Raw genomic sequence first — 18,883 nt, forward strand, 5'->3', positions numbered from 1 at the left:
GGGAGCGCGGCGGCCGGGGCGACACCGTAGGGAGGCGGGGTGACGCGGAGGTGAACAGGCGGGGTCGGCCCGCCCGGCTCAGTGCGCCATCGGGAGCGGCGCGTCCGACTCCGCCGGGCGGCGGACGAAGAACGCGGCCACGATCGCGACCGTCGCGATCGACGCGCCCCACAGGAACGCGGAGTGGATGCCGCCGGCGTAGGAGGCGACCTCGTCGGCTCCGCCCTGCGCGAGCTCCGCCGACCGGATCGAGAGGACGGTGACGAACAGCGCCGTGCCCGCCGCGCCGCCCAGCTGCTGCACCGTGCCGATGATCGCGCTGCCGTGCGAGTAGAGCGAGGGGCGCACCGAGCCGAGGCCGGCGGTGAACAGCGGCGTGAAGACGAAGGCGAGGCCCAGGCTGAGGGTGACGTGCAGCGAGAGGACGAACCAGGGCGACGAGTCCGCCGCGAGCAGGGTGTACCCCCACAGTGCGCCGGCGACGACGATCGAGCCGGGCACGAGCAGCACGCGCGGGCCGAAGCGGTCGTAGCCGCGGCCGACGAACGGCGCGAGCAGGCCCATCAGCAGCCCGCCGGGGAGCAGGAGCAGCCCGGTCTCCAGCGGAGTGAGGCCCAGCACGTTCTGCGTGTAGAGGGGCAGCAGGATCAGCGTGCCGAAGAGCGCCGACATGCTGACCGCCATCATCGCGATGACGATGGTGAAGTTCGCGGAGGAGAAGGTCCGGAGGTCCAGCAGGGCCCGGTCGGTGCGCTGCAGCAGCAGCTGGCGCGCGATGAAGCCCGCGAGGCCGAGGCCCGCGACGACGAACGGGATCCACGGGGCGACGACCGCGGCTCCGCCCTCGCCGAGGCTCGACAGGCCGTAGACGAGGCCGCCGAAGCCGAAGACCGAGAGGACGACCGAGAGCGAGTCGATCGGGATGGAGCGGGGCTCGGTGACGTTCTCGACCTTGCGCAGGCCCAGGAGCAGCGCGCCGATCGCGATCGGCAGCACGATCCAGAACATCCAGCGCCAGCCGAGGAAGTTGAGGATGACGCCCGAGATCGTCGGTCCGACGGCCGGAGCCACCGAGATGACGATCGAGATGTTGCCCATCATCCGGCCGCGGATCGCCGGGGGCACCAGCGTCATCACGGTCGTCATCAGCAGCGGCATCATGATGGCCGTGCCGCCGGCCTGCACCACGCGGGCCGCCAGGAGGACCGCGAAGGTCGGGGCGAGCGCGGCGGTGAGCGTGCCGAGGCTGAAGAGGATCATCGCGGCGGCGAAGAGCGTGCGGGTGTGCAGCCGCTGGATCAGGTAGCCCGTGATCGGGATGACGACGGCCATCGTGAGCATGAAGGCGGTCGAGAGCCACTGGCCCACGTGCGCCTCGACGTCGAAGTCGCGCATGAGGTCGGGCAGCGCCACGCTCATGATCGTCTCGTTGAGGATCACGACGAACGCCGACACCAGCAGGAGGCTGATGACCAGGCGGCTGCGCGGCTCGAGGGTCGTGGCGGCGGCGGGTGCGGCGGGCCGCGCGGCGGGAAGGGTGCTGCGCTCGGTCACAGGTGTTCTCCGGTCGTGAGGGGGATCGGTGTGAGGGGCGCATCGACGGCTCGACTCGCGGGCGCGGATGCGGGGTACGGAGGGAGAACAGCGGCGGACGCCCCGGACATTCCCGATCGACGGGGATCCGCTGCGAGAGGTCTCAGGGGAGGACCGCGGAGAGCGCGGAGGACGCGGCCTCGGCCTCCTCGAGCGTGGCGCCCTCGCCGAAGCTGAACCGCACGGCGGTCCGGGCGACGTCGGGGTCGAGGCCGAGGGCCAGCAGCGCGGGCGAGGGCTCGTCGCGCCCGGCGGCGCACGCCGAGCCGCTCGAGACGACGACGCCGCGCTCCTCCAGCTCGAGGAGCGTCGACTCGCCGCTGCGCCCGGGGACGGCGTACGCGGCGATCGAGGGGAGCCGATGCGCCGCGGAGCCCAGCGGCACGGCCCGGGGCGCCAGGGCCGCGACCCGCTCGGCGAACGCGTCCCGGACCGCTCCGACCCGCGCCGCGCGGTCCGGATCGAGCAGGCGCACCGCGGTGCCGAGCGCGACCGCGAAGGCCACGTTCTCGGTGCCCGAGCGCCGCTCCCGCTCCTGGCCGCCGCCGTGCAGCAGGGGCTCGAACGGGAGCCGGCTGCGCAGCAGCAGCGCCCCCACGCCCTTCGGGGCCCCGAGCTTGTGCCCGGAGACCGAGACCGCGTCGGCGCCCCAGCCCGCGACGTCCAGCCAGCCGGCGGCCTGGACGGCGTCCACGTGCAGCGGCACGCCCCGCGATCGGCAGAGCGCCGCGATCGCCGGCACGTCCTGCACCGTCCCGATCTCGTTGCTCGCCGCGAGCACCGAGACCAGCGCGGTGTCCGGCCGGACCAGCGCGGCGAGCGCGTCGAGGTCGAGCAGGCCGGTCGCGTCGACGGGGGCCGTCGACACCTCGAAGCCGTGCAGGCGCCGGAGGTGGTCGGCCGACTCGACGGTCGCCTCGTGCTCGAGCGCCGAGATCACCAGGTGCCGTCCGCGCGGCGATCCCAGCGCGAGGCCCTTGATCGCCGTGTTGATCGACTCCGTGCCGCCGGAGGTGAAGAGCGTCTCGGAGGCGCGGCCGCCGAGGAAGCGGGCCACGTGAGCGCGCGCCGCCTCCAGCGCGCGCGCCGCGGCGTCGCCGAGCGAGTGGCTGCTCGACGGGTTGCCGTACTCCGCGGTGAGGAAAGGCCACATGGCCTCCAGCACCTCGCGGCGCACGGGCGAGGTCGCGGCGTGGTCGAGGTAGATCACTCGACCGCGATGTCCAGGCCGAGGTCGAGCGAGCGGACGCTGTGGGTGAGCGCGCCGACGGAGATCACGTCGACCCCCGCCTCTGCGATCGCGCGCACGGTCGTGAGGTCGACGCCGCCGCTCGCCTCGACCACGGCCCGCCCGCCGATGAGCGCGACGCCCTGGCGGAGCAGCTCGGGGGTGAAGTTGTCGAGCATGATCGTGTCCGCGCCTCCCGCCAGCGCGGGCTCGATCTGGTCGAGCCGGTCGACCTCGACCTCGAGGTGCGCCGTGTGCGGGATCGAGGCGCGCGCCGCCCGCAGGGCCGCGGTCAGGTCGATCCCGCGCGCGGCGAGCACCGCGAGGTGGTTGTCCTTCGCCAGCACCGCGTCCGAGAGCGAGAAGCGGTGGTTGCGGCCGCCGCCGCTGCGGACGGCGTGCCTCTCGAGCGCGCGCAGGCCCGGCGTGGTCTTGCGGGTGTCGACGATGCGGGCGCGCGTCCCCTCCACCGCGGCGACGTACTGCGCCGTCAGGGTGGCGATGCCGCTCATCCGCTGCACGAGGTTGAGCGCGACCCGCTCGCCGCGGAGCACGCCGCCCGCGGGGCCCTCGATCCGGGCGAGGGTCTGCCCGGCCTCGAAGACCGCGCCGTCCTCCACGAGCACCGAGCAGCGGATCCGGGAGTCGACCTGCCGCATCGTGCCGACGAGGACGGCGCCGCCGCTGAAGACGCCGGGCTCGCGGGCCACGAGGGCGGCGCTCGCGGTGGCGTCCGCGGGGAGGAGGGTGTCGGAGGTCAGGTCGCCCCAGGGCGCGTCCTCCTCGAGGGCGAGGGTGACGACGCGGTCGATGCTCTGGCGGGTCAGCACGGAAGGGCCGCCTCTCTGGTGGGGGCGGCGGCGCTCGCCGTCGCGGGGTCGGGGGAGTCGGTGCGGTGGTGGGCGCCGACGGAGTGCGTGCGCGCGAGCGCGGCGTCGATGAGAGCGAGGGCGCAGGTCAGCAGGTTCGCGTCCTCGAGCGTCCTCAGTCCGAGCGGAGCGGGCGAGGCGGAGGCGACGAGTGCGTCGCGCGCCGCGGTGAGCCCCGCCGCGTCCCGGGAGAGGCCGGCTCCCGCCCACATCGCGTCCTGGAGAGCGGTGCGGTCGAGCGTCATCGGGACGACGGCGCGGGGAGGGGCGACCGGGCCGCCGCTCCACGGGAGGGAGTCGAGGGCGAGCGCCGCGCGGCGCGCGAACACGACGCCCTCGAGGAGGCTGTTGGAGGCGAGGCGGTTCGCGCCGTGAACGCCGGTGCGGGCGACCTCGCCCACTGCGAGCAGCCCGGGGAGGCTGGTGCGCCCGTCCAGGTCGGTCGCGATCCCGCCCATCCAGTAGTGCGCGGCCGGAGTCACGGGCAGCAGGTCGTCGGCGAGCGAGAGCCCGTTCTCGCGGCAGGCCGCCGAGATCGTCGGGAACCTCTTCGCCAGCACCTCGGGGTCGATCGCCCGGGCGTCCAGGTGCACGGGCAGCCCGCCCTGCAGCCGCATCCGCTCCGCGATCGCGCGCGCCACGACGTCGCGCGGCGCCAGCTCGGCCTCGGGGTGCACCCCGGCCAGGAACCGCTGGCCCGCGGCGTCGCGCAGCACCGCGCCCTCGCCGCGCACCGCCTCCGAGACGAGGAAGCCGCCCGGCAGCGCGAGCGTGGTCGGGTGGAACTGGTAGAACTCCAGGTCCGCCGTCTCCGCTCCCGCCCGCAGTGCGGCGGCCAGCCCGTCCCCGGTCGCGACGGACGGATTGGTGGTGTGCCGGTAGAGCTGCCCGGCGCCTCCCGTGGCCAGCACGACCGCGTCGGCCGTCAGGCGCTCGAGCACGCCGTCGTGCAGGACGTCGGCGCCCGTGACCGAGCCGCCCTCCCGCACCAGGTCGACCAGGGCGGCGTGCTCGCGCACCTCGACGGACGAGCCCCGCACCGCCGCCACGAGCGCGGCCTCGATCGCGGCGCCCGTCGCGTCGCCGCCGGCGTGCAGGATCCGCGGACGCGAGTGGGCGCCCTCGAGTCCCCGCGCCAGCTCGCCGCCCTCGCGGTCGAAGCCGACACCCCACTCCTGCAGCACCGCGACCGCCTCCGGCCCCTCGGCGCAGAGCACCTCGACCGCCGAGCGCACGGCGAGGCCCGCACCGGCGGTGAGCGTGTCCTCCACGTGCAGCGCCACGGAGTCGCCCGGCGCCGTGACCGCGGCGATCCCGCCCTGCGCGGCGCGCGTCGACGACTCCGCCAGCGCGCCCTTGGTGACGAGCAGCACCTCGTGGCGGCGCTGCGCCGTCACCGCGGCGACCAGCCCGGCGATGCCGCTGCCGACGACGACGACCCGCGCCATGTCAGACCGCCGCCGGCCCGGCGGGCGGAACGGCCGCGAGCATCCGCTCGAGGGCGATGCGCGCCTCGGCCTGCACCGATTCCGCGACCTCGATCCGGTTGAGCACCGTCCCCGCGACCAGCCCCTCGAGCACCCAGGCGAGGTAGCCGGGGTGGATGCGGTACATGGTCGAGCAGGGGCAGACCACGTCGTCGAGGCAGAAGATCGTGTGCTGCGGGTACTGGACGGCGAGGCGCTGCACCAGGTTGATCTCGGTGCCGATCGCGAAGGTCGATCCCGCGGGTGCCGCCTGGATCGCCTTCACGATGTAGTCGGTCGAGCCGTACTCGTCGGCCGCGTCGACGACCGCCATCGGGCACTCCGGGTGCACGATCACGCGCACGCCCGGGTGCTCGGCGCGCGCCTTCGCGATCTGGGCCGTCGTGAAGCGCTTGTGCACCGAGCAGAAGCCGTGCCAGAGGATCACCTGCGCGTCCAGGAGCGTCGCAGTGTCGGAGCCGCCCTGCGGCTTCCGCGGGTTCCACATCGGCATCCGCTCCAGCGGCACGCCCATCGCCTTCGCGGTGTTGCGGCCGAGGTGCTGGTCGGGGAAGAACAGCACCCGCTGCCCGCGCGCGAACGCGTCCTCGAGCACGGTCGCCGCGTTCGAGGAGGTGCAGACCACGCCTCCGTTGCGGCCGCAGAACGCCTTCAGCGCGGCGGAGGAGTTCATGTACGTGACCGGGACGAGCGGCACGCGGCCGTCGGCGTCCGGCTCGGTGCCGTAGAGCTCGGTGAGCTCGGCCCAGGCGTCCTCGACGGAGTCGATGTCGGCCATGTCCGCCATCGAGCAGCCGGCCGCCAGGTTCGGGAGGATCACGGCCTGCTCCGGTCCGGAGAGGATGTCGGCCGTCTCCGCCATGAAGTGCACGCCGCAGAAGACGATGGCCTCGGCGTCGGGCCGGCTCGTCGCCGCCTTCGCCAGCTGGAACGAGTCGCCCACGTAGTCGGCGTACTGCACCACCTCGTCCCGCTGGTAGAAGTGCCCGAGCACGACGACCCGCTCGCCGAGCGTCTCCTTCGCCGCGAGGATGCGGTGGTGCAGCTCGTCGGCGCTCGCCGTCGTGTACTCCTCCGGCAGACGGCCCTGGACCGGGGCGTCGGCCGGGATCGGGTCGGCCTGGGAGGCGCCGGGCCCGTAGGCGGGCAGGCCGAGGTCGAACGACCAGGGGGCCTCCGCGAGCTCGGGCGCGCAGGTGGCGCCGGGCGCGGAGCCGCCCTCGATGAGCCGGATGGTGCTGTCGACGGATGTCACGGTGTTCTCCTCGTGAGGCGGGTGGGGGAGTCGGGCGGCGCGCTCAGACGGGCAGCGGGCCGTTGTCGACGAGCGCCGCCGACTCGTCGTAGCGGTAGAGGCGCGGGGGACGGTGGCGGGTGCCCGTCAGGCGCTCCCCGGTGGGCACCACGGTGCCGGAGCTCTCGATCGTCCGGCGGAAGTTGGCCGGGTCGAGGGGCTTCTGCAGGACGGCTTCGTGGACCTCCCGCAGCTGGGACAGGGTGAAGGCGCCGCCGAGGAAGGCCTGCGCGATGCGGGAGTACTCCATCTTGTTGCGCAGGCGCCAGAGGGCGTAGTCGACGATCAGTCCGTGGTCGAAGGCGAGCTCGAGCGGCAGATCGGTGCAGAGCCAGGCGACGTTCTCTCCCACGATGGCCTCGTCGGCCTCGGCGGAGCGCACGAGCGCCCAGTAGACGATCGACACGACGCGGTCCTCGCCAGGGGAGCGGTCGGTGCCGCCGACGGCGTAGAGCTGCTCGAGGTAGCGCGGAGCCAGGCCCGTGGTCTCGCGGAGAGTGCGGCGGGCCGACTCGGCGAGATCCTCGTCCGGATGCAGCGGTCCGCCGGGCAGTGCCCAGAGTCCCTCGAACGGCTCGCGGATGCGCCTGACGACGGGGATCCAGACGGTGCTCGCTCCGGTCTCCGGGTGCGGCCGTAGGGCGAAGATCACCGTCGACACGGCGAGCTGCACGTCCGGCATCCGATGCCCCCTACTAAGAGTCGCACCGACTGTAAGTGCTGGGATCACCTTAGTGTCACGAACACCTGAACACCTAGCGGAAGAGGCGACACGCCGCGCAGGGTCCGCCCTCACCGCTAGGCTGACCGCACAACCGAATACCGGGCCGCAATACGCGACGCGGGAGAGCCGACTCCGGTCGGCACCGAAGGAGCAAGCCTCCCCGCCAATCTCTCAGGTCTTGTACCGCGTCGAACTGGCCACTCTGGAAAGCGATCCGCTCGGATCCGCCCATGGTGAAAGCGCTCGACCCCTCGGGGCGGCGCGAATCTCTCAGGCTCCACGACAGAGGGGGAGTTCCCACGGCACTGCTGTGCTCTGCCGCGAACGCGGCGCGAGTCCAGCACTGCGACGAAATGGAGAACTCATGTCCGAGACCCCGACGACCAGCCCCGAAGCCCGCTACTCGCCCCTGCACGACGTGCACGTCGCCGCCGGCGCGTCCTTCACCGACTTCGCCGGGTGGCAGATGCCGGTCCGCTACTCCGGCGACCTCGCCGAGCACCACGCCGTGCGCACCGCCGCCGGCCTCTTCGACCTCTCGCACATGGCCGAGATCCTCGTCGTCGGCCCCGAGGCGGTCGACGCCCTCGACTACGCGCTGGCGAGCGACATCTCGGCCGTCGCCGCCGGCCGCGCGAAGTACACCCTCCTCCTGGAGCGCACGGGCGGCGTGATCGACGACCTCGTCGTCTACCGCACGGGCGAGGACCGCTTCATGGTCGTCGCGAACGCGGCCAACCGCCACATCGTCGTCGAGACGCTCCGCGACCGCACCGCGATGTTCGAGTGCGACCTGTTCGACGAGAGCGACGACGTCGCCCTCATCGCGCTGCAGGGACCGCGCTCGCTCGAGATCCTGCAGAACGTCCAGGGCCTCGCCGTCGAGACCGAGCGGGGAGCGGAGTCGGTGCTCGACACGGACGACGCCGCCCGCCTGCTCGCGGAGCTGCGCTACTACCGCGCCGTGCCCGCGACCTTCGAGGCGCACCCGATCCTGATCGCGCGCACCGGGTACACGGGCGAGGACGGCTTCGAGATCTACGTCTCGCCCGACTCCGCCCCCGCGCTCTGGCAGGCGCTCGCCGAGACCGGCGCCGGAGCGGGCCTCGTCCCCGCCGGCCTCGCCGCCCGCGACACCCTCCGCCTCGAGGCGGGCATGCCGCTCTACGGCCACGAGCTCTCCCGCGACGTCTTCCCCGCACAGGCCGGCCTCGGCCGCGTCGTCGCCTTCGGGAAGCCGATCGACTTCGTCGGCCGCGCGGCCAGCGAGGAAGGTCCCTCCGGAGACGCTCCCGTGCTCGTCGGGCTCGTCGGCGAGGGCCGCCGCGCCGCCCGCGCCGACTACACCGTCCTCTCCGGCGACGACGAGGTCGGAGTGGTCACCAGCGGCGTCCTCTCTCCGACCCTGGGCGTCCCGATCGCGATGGCCTACGTCGCCCCCGCCTCCGCGCAGCCCGGGACGGCGCTCGCCGTCGACATCCGCGGCACGCGCCTCCCGATGACCGTCACCGAGCTCCCCTTCTACTCGAGAAAGAAGAACTGACATGGCCGTGCCCACCGAGCTGCAGTACACCTCCGACCACGAGTGGATCCGGGTCGACGGAGAGGTCGCGACCGTCGGCATCACCGCCTACGCCGCGGACAAGCTGGGCGACGTCGTCTTCGTCGAGCTCCCCGAGGCGGGAGCCCGCGTCGAGGGCGGCAGCGTCGTCGGCGAGATCGAGTCGACCAAGTCGGTGGGCGAGCTGTTCGCCCCCGTCGACGGCGAGGTCCTCGAGGCCAACACGGCCGTCGTCGACAGCCCCGAGCTCGTCAACTCCGATCCGTTCGGCGAGGGGTGGCTGATCCGGGTCCGCTTCGACGCCCTGCCCGACGGCCTCCTCGACTCGGCCGCCTACACCGAGCTGGTCGGCGAGTAGATGGCGGCCACCAGGACCCCCGGCGCCTTCGAGTCCCGCCACATCGGGACCGACGCCGACGCGCAGCGCACCATGCTCGCGGCTCTCGGCTACGACTCCGTGGAGGAGCTCGTCACCGCCGCCGTCCCCGAGTCGATCCACGTCCGCGACCTCCCGCAGGTGCTGCCCGCTCCGGCCACCGAGACGGAGGCGCTCGCCGAGCTGCGCGCACTCGCCGCGAAGAACACGGTGCGTCGGCCGATGATCGGCCTCGGCTACTACGGCACGCACACCCCCGCCGTGATCAAGCGCAACGTGCTCGAGAACCCCAGCTGGTACACGGCCTACACGCCGTACCAGCCCGAGATCTCGCAGGGGCGCCTGGAGGCGCTGATCAACTTCCAGACGATGGTCTCCGACCTCACCGGCCTCGACACGGCCGGCGCGTCGATGCTCGACGAGGGCACCGCCGTCGTCGAGGCGATGCTGCTCGCGCGCCGCGCCTCGAAGGCGCGCACCGACGTCTTCGTCGTCGACTCCGACGCTCTCCCGCAGACCCTCGCGCTGCTGCGCGGCCGCGCGGAGGCCGTCGGCATCCGCATCGTCGAGCTCCCGCTCTCGCGCACCGCCGCGGCGGAGGTGCCGGAGTGCTTCGGCGCCCTCGTGCAGTACCCCGGCGCGTCCGGGCACCTCTGGGACCCGTCGGCGGTGCTCGCCGCGGTGAAGGCCCACGGAGGCCTGGCGGTCGTCGCCGCCGACCTGCTCGCGCTGACCCTGGTGCGCTCGCCGGGCGAGCTCGGCGCGGACGTCGCCGTCGGCACCACGCAGCGCTTCGGCGTCCCGCTGGGCTTCGGAGGACCGCACGCCGGCTACCTCGCCGTCCGCAAGGGACTCGAGCGCCAGCTGCCCGGCCGCCTCGTCGGCGTCAGCCAGGATGCGGACGGCCACCCCGCCTACCGCCTGTCCCTCCAGGCCCGCGAGCAGCACATCCGCCGCGAGAAGGCGACCTCCAACATCTGCACCGCGCAGGTCCTCCTGGCCGTCATGGCGGCGATGTACGCGGTCTATCACGGGCCGGACGGGCTCGCCGCGATCGCCGAGCGCGTGCACGGCCGGGCCGCGCTCCTCGCGCGCCTCCTCCTCGACCGGGGCCACTCCCTCCGGCACGCCGACTTCTTCGACACCGTCTCGGTCGTCGTGCCCGGCGGCGCGGAGGCGGCGGTCTCCCGCGCCCGCCAGGCCGGTTTCGACGTGCGCCTGGTCGACGCCGACACGGTCTCGGTGTCGATCGACGAGACGGTCACCGACCTCGAGGTGATCGCCGTCGCGACCGCCGTCGGGCAGCTGGACTCGTCGTTCGGCTTCCTCGGCGGCTCCGCGCGGAGCATCCCCGCCGAGCTCGACCGCCGCACGCCGTTCCTCGTGCACCCGGTCTTCAGCAGCCATCACAGCGAGACCTCGATGATGCGCTACCTCAAGCGCCTCGCCGACTCGGACTACGCGCTGGACCGCGGCATGATCCCGCTCGGCTCCTGCACCATGAAGCTCAACGCCGCCACCGAGATGGAGGCGGTCAGCTGGCCCGAGTTCGCGGACCTGCACCCGTTCGCACCCGAGGCGGACGTGCAGGGCTCCCTGGCGCTGATCGACCAGCTGGAGGGGTGGCTCGCCCACCTCACCGGCTACGACTCCGTGTCGCTCCAGCCCAACGCCGGCTCGCAGGGCGAGCTCGCGGGCCTGCTGGCGATCCGCGGCTGGCACCGGTCGAACGGCGACGAGGACCGCACGGTCTGCCTGATCCCCTCGAGCGCCCACGGCACCAACGCCGCGAGCGCGGTCCTCGCCGGCATGCGCGTCGTCGTCGTGGCCTGCGACGAGCTCGGCAACGTCGACCTGGACGACCTCCGGGCGAAGATCGCCGAGCACGCGGGCTCCCTCGCAGCGCTGATGATCACCTACCCGTCGACCCACGGCGTCTACGAGCACGAGGTCGCCGAGATCTGCCGCCTCGTCCACGAGGCCGGCGGACAGGTGTACGTGGACGGCGCGAACCTCAACGCGCTTCTGGGCTTCGCCCGCTTCGGAGACTTCGGCGGCGACGTCTCGCACCTCAACCTGCACAAGACGTTCTGCATCCCGCACGGCGGAGGCGGTCCCGGCGTCGGTCCCGTCGCCGCGAAGGCGCACCTCGCGCCGTTCCTGCCCGGTCACCCGCTCGCGCAGCGGCTCGAGCACGGCGTGGGCACGCAGGGCGAGCGGATCGTCCACGGCGGCGCACCGGTGTCGGCAGCGCCCTACGGCAGCCCCGGCATCCTGCCGATCTCGTGGGCGTACGCCCGGATGATGGGCGAGGAGGGCCTGCGGGCCGCGACCGGGGCGGCCGTCCTCTCGGCCAACTACGTCGCCGCGCGCCTCCGCGAGCACTACCCGGTGCTCTACACGGGGGACAACGGGCTCGTCGCCCACGAGTGCATCCTCGACATCCGTCCGCTGACGGCGGCGACCGGAGTGACCGTGGACGACGTCGCCAAGCGCCTCGTCGACTACGGCTTCCACGCCCCGACCATGAGCTTCCCCGTCGCCGGGACCCTGATGGTCGAGCCGACGGAGAGCGAGGACCTCGCCGAGATCGACCGCTTCATCGACGCGATGATCGGGATCCGGGCGGAGGCCGACCGCGTCGGCGCGGGGGAGTGGCCGGTGGACGACAACCCGCTGCGCGGCGCCCCGCACACCGCCGAGTGCCTGACGGCCGAGGAGTGGACGCACCCCTACAGCCGCGAGCAGGCCGTCTACCCGGTCCGCTCGCTGGTGCGCGGCAAGTACTGGCCGCCGGTCCGCCGGATCGACCAGGCCTACGGCGACCGCAACCTCGTCTGCGCCTGCCCGCCCATCGAGGCCTTCGCCTGATCCGCCCGCACGCGCTCGTCCGCAACCGAGGGTGAGAGAGCAGGAACGGAGCCTCGAGCCCGTCCTGTCATCTCCCACCCTCGGCTGCGGACACCGTCGGTCCCGCACAGGCGCGGAGTGGGGCGCAGTTCTCCCGATCCGGGGGGAACGGCGCACGGCGACTCCGATGCACGAGGGAGCCCGACCGTGTGGAACGCGTGGTGGAGGTGCCGGCAGGGCTCGACGGAGTCGCGACGAGCGAGCAGCTCCACCGTGCGGGCGTCACGCCGCGGCAGTGGAGAGCCGCGGCGCGGTCCTGCGGCTCCTCGGATGCGATCGGTCCGACGTCACGTCCGCGGAGCCGGCGGCGCGAACAGCTCGGGCCAGAGGGCGACGGCCAGCGGGTACCCGACGAACGAGACGATGTCGATGATCGAGTGGGCGATCACCAGGGGCAGGGTGCGGCCGAAGCGCTGGTAGAACAGTCCGAACACCAGGCCCATGACCACGTTCCCGATGAAGGGCCCGATGCCCTGGTACAGGTGGTAGCTGCCCCGGAGCAGCGCACTGGTCACCAGGATCCGCCACCGCCCCCAGCCCAGATCGCCCAGGCGGGCGAAGAGGTACCCGATCACGACGACCTCCTCCTGCACTCCCGCCCGGATCGCGGAGAGCACGAGCACCGGCACCGTCCACCAGTACGCGTCCAGCGGCGAGGCCACCACCGCCACGGTGATGCCCAGCGCGCGTCCGACGGCGTACAGCGCGATGCCCGGCGCGCCGATCGCCACCGCGAGGACGGTCCCGGTCCCCAGGTCCGCGAACGGCCGGCGGAGGTCGAGCCCCAGGCGCCCGAGCGGACGGCCCGAGCTCTGCCAGAGCAGGAACGCGCAGAGGGCCACCGGCACCAGGTCGAAGAAGAGCGCGAGCAGCTGGTAGACGAGGTCGAAGCCCGGGCGGTCGCTGAGGGCGCCGTTGATCGTCGCGGTCTGGTCGGCCAGTGCGGTCGAGCGGGTGAGCCGATTGGCGATGGAGACCACCGAGTAGACCGCGGAGGCACCCAGCGAGAGCCCGAGGACCAGCAGGATCTCGACGCGGATCCGGCGCCGTCCGGGCGCGGATCCTGACAGGTCGATGGACACTCCGTGCGTCTCCTCTGAAGTCGATGTGTTGCGCGACGGCCGCCCGGCACGCACGTTTCGTGCAGAACAGCGCAAGGATTCCACCTCCCGGTTACCGCTGTGTAACGGTTGCCACATGCTTTTGTGCAGATAGCGGGCGAATACATAGTCTCGTTGAAGGCATCCGCGCGACGGCCACCAGTCTCGTGCGCCGCCGCCGTCGCCACGCGCACGGCACTCCACGCGTCAGGGAAACCACTTCTCGCGCGCCCCCACATCACTGGAGGAATAGTGAACATCAGACGTTACGGATTCGGGGCTCTGGCGCTCGTCGCCGCGAGCACGCTGGTCCTGGCCGGCTGCAGCAGCTCGAACGACTCGGGCGGAGGTGCATCGGGAGGCGACGCCGCCGCGATCATCTCCACGAACGGCTCCGAGCCGCAGAACCCGCTGATCCCGACGAACACCAACGAGGTGGGCGGCGGCAAGATCCTCGACGAGATCTTCGCGGGCCTGGTCTACTACGACGCCAAGGGCGCCCCCGAGAACGACGTCGCCGAGTCCATCGAGTCGGACGACGCGCAGAACTACACGATCAAAATCAAGTCGGGCCTGACCTTCACGAACGGCGACCCGGTCACCTCCAGCTCGTTCATCGACGCCTGGAACTACGGCGCCAAGCTGTCGAACAACCAGCTCAGCGCGTCGTTCTTCTCGAACTTCGAGGGCTTCAGCGACACCGAGGACAGCGAGCTCACCGGCCTCAAGGCCGTGGACGACACCACCTTCACCGTCGCGCTCAAGTCCCCCCAGTCGGACTTCCCGATCAGCCTCGGCTACTCGGCGTACTACCCGCTGCCCGCCGCCGCGTTCGACGACATGGCCGCCTTCGGTGAGAACCCGATCGGCAACGGCCCGTACAAGCTCGACGGCGACGACGCGTGGCAGCACGACGTCCAGATCGAGCTCGTCAAGAACGACGAGTACACCGGCCCCCGCGAGGCCCAGAACGGCGGCCTGAAGATCGTCTTCTACGCCACCCAGGACGCCTCCTACGCCGACCTCCTCGGCGGCAACGTCGACGTGATCGACCAGATCCCGGACTCCGCCTTCGGCACCTTCGAGAGCGACCTCGGCGACCGCGCCGTGAACCAGCCCTCGGCCGTGTTCCAGTCCTTCACCATCCCGGGCCGTCTCCCGCACTTCGACGGCGAGGAGGGCAAGCTCCGCCGCCAGGCGATCTCGATGTCCTTCGACCGCAAGGAGATCACCGACGTGATCTTCGAGGGCACCCGCACCCCGGCCTCCGACTTCACCTCCCCGGTGATCGACGGCTACAGCGACGCCCTCTCCGGCGCCGACGTGCTCGAGTACAACCCCGACGAGGCCAAGGCGCTGTGGGCTCAGGCCGACGCGATCAGCCCCTGGGACGGCACCTTCAAGATCGCCTACAACGCCGACGGCGGCCACCAGGGCTGGGTCGACGCGGTGACCAACTCGATCAAGAACACGCTGGGCATCGACGCCGAGGGCGACGCGTACCCGACCTTCGCCGAGGCGCGCACCAAGATCGTCGACCGCTCGATCGAGACCGCGTTCCGCACCGGATGGCAGGCCGACTACCCGAGCCTCTACAACTTCCTCGGACCGCTCTACGTGACCGGCGCCTCGTCCAACGACGGCGACTACTCGAACCCCGAGTTCGACACCCTGCTCCAGCAGGGCCTGTCGGACGCCGACGCCGACGCTGCGAACAAGACGTTCCAGCAGGCCCAGGAGATCCTCCTGAAGGACCTCCCGTCGCTGCCCCTGTGGTACGCGAACGTGACCGGCGGCTACGGCGAGGGCGTGTCGAACGTCGAGTTCGGCTGGAACTCGGTGCCGCTCTACTACGAGATCACCAAGAACTAAGCTCGAACCACTGGGGCGCTTCGCCCGTGCCGTCGGCCACCAGGTCACGGCACGGGCGGAGCGCCCTGTTTCGGTCACAATCGAATGAGGTCCCCATCCATGCGACTCCGGAACCGGCTGGGCTGACATGCTCGCCTACATCGTCCGACGCATCCTGCAAGCCGTCCCCGTGCTCATCGGCACCACGTTCCTCATCTACTTCATGGTCTTCTCCATGCCGGGGAACCCGCTCCTGTCGCTCTTCGGCGACAAGACGCCGAGCCCCGCACTCCTCGCCCGCCTCGAGGAGCAGTACCACCTGAACGAGCCCTTCTTCGTCCAGTACCTGTACTACCTGGGAGGCGTCGTCCGCGGCGACTTCGGCATCTCGTTCTCCGGCCAGTCCGTCAACGAGATCCTCGCCCGCACCTTCCCGGTCACCCTGACGCTCGCCATGATGGCGATCGTCATCGAGATCGTCGTCGCGCTGACCATCGGTCTCATCAGCGGTCTGCGCAAGGGCAGCTTCTTCGACGCGAGCGCGCTGGTCGTCAGCCTCCTGCTCGTGTCGGTGCCGATCTTCGTGCTCTGCTTCATCGCGCAGTCCTTCTTCGCGATCCAGCTGGGATGGTTCCCTCCGACCGTCGGAGCCGACGCGTCGTTCCAGAGGCTGCTGCTGCCCGCGATCGTGCTCGCTCTGTTCGTGGTCGCCTCGGCCATCCGCCTCACGCGCGGCTCGGTCATCGAGACGGCCGGCTCGGACTTCGTCCGCACCGCGTACAGCAAGGGGCTCTCGCGACGCCGCGTCATCCCCGTGCACGTCCTGCGCAACTCGCTCATCCCGGTCACGACGCAGTTCGGAGCCGACTTCGGCCTCCTGATCGTCGGCGCGACCGTGACCGAGGGCATCTTCAACGTTCCCGGAGTCGGGAACACGCTCTATCAGGCGATCATCCGAGGTGAGCGGCCGACCGTCGTCTCCTTCGTCACGGTCATGGTGCTGTTCTACCTCGTGGTGAACATCCTCGTCGACCTGCTCTACGCCGTACTCGACCCGAGGATCCGCTATGCCAAATGAGTCCACCGGCGGCGCGCAGAAGGCCCGCCGCATCGACCACTTCGTGGCCCCGCTCGAGGAGACGCCGATCGCGTCGGTCGACGCCGTCAGCCTCGACGAGAAGCCCAGCAACCTCTGGACCGACGCGTGGCGCGACCTGCGCAAGCGGCCCATGTTCTGGATCTCGGGCATCCTGATCCTCGTCATCATCGCCGTCGCGCTGTTCCCGGGCCTGTTCACCTCGGTGGACCCCCGCCAGTGCGCGCTCTCGTTCAGCAACCAGGGCCCCGGCGACGGCAGCCTGCTCGGCTACACCAAGCAGGGCTGCGACGTCTTCTCGCGGATCATCCACGGCACGTCCACGTCGCTGACCGTCGGCCTCATCGTGATCGTGATCACGACGGTCTCCGGCGTCATCGGCGGCGCGCTGGCCGGCTTCTTCGGCGGCTGGGTCGACACCGTGATCATGCGCCTCGGCGACATCTTCTTCTCGATCCCCTACATCCTCGCCGCGGTCGTCATCATGTCCGTCTTCTCGGCCTACCGGAACGTGTTCGTCATCGCCCTGGCGATCGGCGCGTTCGCCTGGCCGACGACGGCGCGCGTCCTGCGCTCCGAGGTCCTCCGCGTGAAGCAGGCCGACTTCGTCGGCGCCGCCACCGCGACCGGCCTCTCGCGCATGGCGATCCTGTTCCGGCACGTGCTGCCGAACTCGATCGCTCCCGTCATCGTCGTCACGACGATCTCGCTCGGCGCGGCCATCACCGCGGAGGCGACGCTGTCGTTCCTCGGCGTCGGCCTGCCCGGCTCGGTCATGTCGTGGGGCAACGACATCAGCCAGGCCCAGCGCGATCTGCGCACCAACCCGCAGACGCTGATCTACCCGTCGATCGCCCTGACGGTCACGGTGCTGAGCTTCATCCTCCTCGGCGAGTCGCTCCGCGACGCGCTCGACCCGAAGGCGAGGGCCCTCCGATGACCGCCACGACACCGAACGCACCGCAGGGGCCGCTGCTCGAGGTCACCGACCTCGAGGTCGGCTTCCAGACCGGCAGCGGACTGGTCCCCGCCCTCCGCGGCGTGAGCCTCACGATCGAGCACGGCCAGACCGTCGCGATCGTGGGGGAGTCGGGCTCCGGCAAGTCGACGACCGCCGCCGCGATCATCGGCCTGCTCCCCGGCACCGGCCAGGTCACCGCCGGCTCCGTGCTGTTCGACGGCAAGGACCTCGCGAAGGCGACGAGGACCGAGCTCGAGGACATCCGCGGCCGCCGGATCGGCTACGTCCCGCAGGACCCGATGTCGAACCTGAACCCCGTGTGGTCGGTCGGCTTCCAGGTCGAGGAGACCATCAAGGCCAACGGCCTCGCGACCGGTCGCAAGGAGGTGCGCGCCAAGGCGATCGAGGTCCTTCAGAACGCGGGCCTCGCCGACGCGGAGAAGCGCCTCAAGCAGTTCCCGCACCAGTTCTCGGGCGGGATGCGCCAGCGCGTGCTGATCGGCATCGGCCTGGCCGCGGCTCCCCAGCTGCTGATCGCCGACGAGCCCACCTCGGCGCTCGACGTCACGGTCCAGCGCCGGATCCTCGACCACCTCGAGACGCTGACGAAGACCGACGGCACCGCGCTGCTCTTCATCACGCACGACCTGGGCCTCGCCGCCGAGCGCGCCGAGAAGCTCATCGTCATGTACAAGGGCCGCATCGTCGAGTCCGGCGCCTCGGTGGAGGTGCTGCAGAACCCGCAGCACCCCTACACGCAGCGCCTGATCGCGGCGGCGCCCAGCCTCGCGTCGCGCCGCATCCAGTCGACGGCCGGCCGGGCCGTGGAGTCGGTCCCCGGCGAGCCGGAGGCCGTCCGCGAGGTCGACCTGGTCGGCGCGGGCGCCGCGCACCACGCCGGCGCGGTCGCCTCGGGCGCCCCGATGATCGAGGTCGACGGCCTCACCAAGGTCTTCAAGATCCGCCGCGGCGGCCTGAAGGCCGAGGACTTCACGGCCGTCGACAACGTGTCGTTCTCGATCCCGAAGGGCACCACCACGGCGCTCGTGGGCGAGTCCGGCTCGGGCAAGTCGACGATCGCCCGCCTGGTGCTGGGCCTCGAGACGGCGACGTCCGGCGCGATCTCGATCGCGGGCCGCCGGACCGAGAAGCTCAAGGGCCGCGACATGCTGGCGCTCCGGCGCTCCATGCAGCCGGTGTTCCAGGACCCGTACGGCTCGCTCGACCCGCTGCACAACATCGGCAACACCATCTCGGAGCCGCTGCGGGTGCACAAGGTCGGCGACCGGACGTCGCAGCGCGAGCGCGTCCTCGAGCTGCTCGACCAGGTGTCCCTCCCGCGCGTGATCGCGAGCCGGTACCCGAACGAGCTCTCCGGCGGCCAGCGCCAGCGCGTGGCGATCGCCCGCGCGCTCGCGCTGAAGCCGGAGATCGTGGTGCTCGACGAGGCCGTGTCGGCTCTGGACGTCCTCGTCCAGGCGCAGATCCTCCGCCTCCTCGCCGACCTGCAGGCCGAGCTCGGGCTGACCTACCTGTTCATCACGCACGACCTGGCGGTGGTCCGCGTGATCGCCGACGACGTCTGCGTGATGCAGAAGGGCAGGATCGTCGAGCACGCCCCGACGGACACCGTGTTCGACTCGCCGCAGCAGGAGTACACCCGCGAGCTGCTCGACGCCATCCCCGGCGCCGGCATCGAGTTCGCGGTCTGACCGACCGTCACCTGGGCCCCGGCCCCGCCTGGAGCGCTCCTCGGAGCCCTCCGGAGCGGGGATCCGGGGCCCTTCGCCGTGCGGACGCCTCGCTGCGGTACGATGGATGGTCCCCCTTTTG

14 protein-coding genes and 1 riboswitch are annotated in these 18,883 nt (G+C 71.8%); of the genes, 7 read left to right on the forward strand and 7 right to left on the reverse strand.

Annotated features, from left to right (window positions below; genetic code table 11):
* Window positions 1-78 precede the first annotated feature (78 nt).
* The 6 genes from C5C59_RS06685 to C5C59_RS06710 all read right to left on the reverse strand — a co-directional run bounded on the left by C5C59_RS06685 (window position 79) and on the right by C5C59_RS06710 (window position 7,153).
* On the reverse strand, window positions 79-1,554 hold the full coding sequence (locus C5C59_RS06685) for a DHA2 family efflux MFS transporter permease subunit (protein ID WP_104222964.1): 1,476 nt from the start codon (window positions 1,552-1,554) through the stop codon (window positions 79-81).
* A gap of 142 nt (window positions 1,555-1,696) precedes the next feature.
* Entirely contained in the window at window positions 1,697-2,803 is a 1,107-nt protein-coding gene (locus tag C5C59_RS06690) for a cysteine desulfurase family protein (protein WP_104237537.1), read from the reverse strand.
* Window positions 2,800-3,651, reverse strand: coding sequence for a carboxylating nicotinate-nucleotide diphosphorylase (gene nadC / locus C5C59_RS06695; protein WP_104237538.1), 852 nt, complete (start codon window positions 3,649-3,651; stop codon window positions 2,800-2,802). The genes C5C59_RS06690 and nadC overlap by 4 nt, the downstream gene beginning before the upstream one ends.
* Entirely contained in the window at window positions 3,645-5,138 is a 1,494-nt protein-coding gene (gene nadB, locus C5C59_RS06700; protein ID WP_104237539.1) for an L-aspartate oxidase, read from the reverse strand. The genes nadC and nadB overlap by 7 nt, the downstream gene beginning before the upstream one ends.
* Before the next feature lies 1 nt (window position 5,139).
* Window positions 5,140-6,432: a quinolinate synthase NadA gene (gene nadA, locus C5C59_RS06705; protein ID WP_104222968.1), complete on the reverse strand. Its 1,293-nt coding sequence runs from the start codon at window positions 6,430-6,432 to the stop codon at window positions 5,140-5,142.
* A 43-nt stretch (window positions 6,433-6,475) separates the two neighbouring features.
* Window positions 6,476-7,153, reverse strand: coding sequence for an NUDIX domain-containing protein (locus C5C59_RS06710; protein WP_104222969.1), 678 nt, complete (start codon window positions 7,151-7,153; stop codon window positions 6,476-6,478).
* 150 nt (window positions 7,154-7,303) lie between these two features.
* A riboswitch (glycine riboswitch) is annotated at window positions 7,304-7,391 on the forward strand.
* Between the two features lie 168 nt (window positions 7,392-7,559).
* Here C5C59_RS06710 and gcvT point away from each other — a divergent pair.
* The 3 genes from gcvT to gcvP are packed head-to-tail and all read left to right on the forward strand — an operon-like array spanning window position 7,560 to window position 12,003.
* The gene (gene gcvT / locus C5C59_RS06715; protein WP_104237540.1) at window positions 7,560-8,738 is read left to right on the forward strand and encodes a glycine cleavage system aminomethyltransferase GcvT; all 1,179 of its coding nucleotides are present in this window, start codon (window positions 7,560-7,562) and stop codon (window positions 8,736-8,738) included.
* 1 nt (window position 8,739) lies between these two features.
* Entirely contained in the window at window positions 8,740-9,114 is a 375-nt protein-coding gene (gcvH, locus tag C5C59_RS06720; RefSeq protein WP_104237541.1) for a glycine cleavage system protein GcvH, read from the forward strand.
* On the forward strand, window positions 9,115-12,003 hold the full coding sequence (gcvP, locus tag C5C59_RS06725; protein WP_104237542.1) for an aminomethyl-transferring glycine dehydrogenase: 2,889 nt from the start codon (window positions 9,115-9,117) through the stop codon (window positions 12,001-12,003).
* A 326-nt stretch (window positions 12,004-12,329) separates the two neighbouring features.
* Here the strand turns inward: gcvP and C5C59_RS06730 are convergent, their stop codons facing one another.
* Window positions 12,330-13,124, reverse strand: coding sequence for a CPBP family intramembrane glutamic endopeptidase (locus C5C59_RS06730; RefSeq protein ID WP_258062631.1), 795 nt, complete (start codon window positions 13,122-13,124; stop codon window positions 12,330-12,332).
* 270 nt (window positions 13,125-13,394) lie between these two features.
* On the opposite strand from C5C59_RS06730, the gene C5C59_RS06735 reads away from it, so the two are divergent.
* The 4 genes from C5C59_RS06735 to C5C59_RS06750 all read left to right on the forward strand — a co-directional run bounded on the left by C5C59_RS06735 (window position 13,395) and on the right by C5C59_RS06750 (window position 18,762).
* The gene (locus C5C59_RS06735) at window positions 13,395-15,014 is read left to right on the forward strand and encodes an ABC transporter substrate-binding protein (protein WP_104237544.1); all 1,620 of its coding nucleotides are present in this window, start codon (window positions 13,395-13,397) and stop codon (window positions 15,012-15,014) included.
* 127 nt (window positions 15,015-15,141) lie between these two features.
* Entirely contained in the window at window positions 15,142-16,071 is a 930-nt protein-coding gene (locus C5C59_RS06740; protein WP_104222975.1) for an ABC transporter permease, read from the forward strand.
* Window positions 16,061-17,029 (forward strand): ABC transporter permease, encoded by a 969-nt coding sequence (locus C5C59_RS06745; RefSeq protein WP_104237545.1) that lies wholly within the window; start codon window positions 16,061-16,063, stop codon window positions 17,027-17,029. Before C5C59_RS06740 ends, C5C59_RS06745 begins: the two co-directional genes overlap by 11 nt.
* Entirely contained in the window at window positions 17,026-18,762 is a 1,737-nt protein-coding gene (locus tag C5C59_RS06750) for an ABC transporter ATP-binding protein (RefSeq protein WP_104237546.1), read from the forward strand. The genes C5C59_RS06745 and C5C59_RS06750 overlap by 4 nt, the downstream gene beginning before the upstream one ends.
* Window positions 18,763-18,883 lie beyond the last annotated feature (121 nt).

Origin of the sequence: Rathayibacter sp. AY1F4 (assembly GCF_002931775.1) — a bacterium.
Classification (GTDB): domain Bacteria; phylum Actinomycetota; class Actinomycetes; order Actinomycetales; family Microbacteriaceae; genus Rathayibacter.

Bases quoted from the DNA above. Each gene is read 5' to 3' on its own strand.
- nadB (WP_104237539.1), bottom strand. From the start codon at position 5,138: ATGGCGCGGGTCGTCGTCGTCGGCAGCGGCATCGCCGGGCTGGTCGCC.
- C5C59_RS06710 (WP_104222969.1), bottom strand. From the start codon at position 7,153: ATGCCGGACGTGCAGCTCGCCGTGTCGACGGTGATCTTCGCCCTACGG.
- gcvT (WP_104237540.1), top strand. From the start codon at position 7,560: ATGTCCGAGACCCCGACGACCAGCCCCGAAGCCCGCTACTCGCCCCTG.
- gcvH (WP_104237541.1), top strand. From the start codon at position 8,740: ATGGCCGTGCCCACCGAGCTGCAGTACACCTCCGACCACGAGTGGATC.
- gcvP (WP_104237542.1), top strand. From the start codon at position 9,115: ATGGCGGCCACCAGGACCCCCGGCGCCTTCGAGTCCCGCCACATCGGG.
- C5C59_RS06740 (WP_104222975.1), top strand. From the start codon at position 15,142: ATGCTCGCCTACATCGTCCGACGCATCCTGCAAGCCGTCCCCGTGCTC.
- C5C59_RS06745 (WP_104237545.1), top strand. From the start codon at position 16,061: ATGCCAAATGAGTCCACCGGCGGCGCGCAGAAGGCCCGCCGCATCGAC.
- C5C59_RS06750 (WP_104237546.1), top strand. From the start codon at position 17,026: ATGACCGCCACGACACCGAACGCACCGCAGGGGCCGCTGCTCGAGGTC.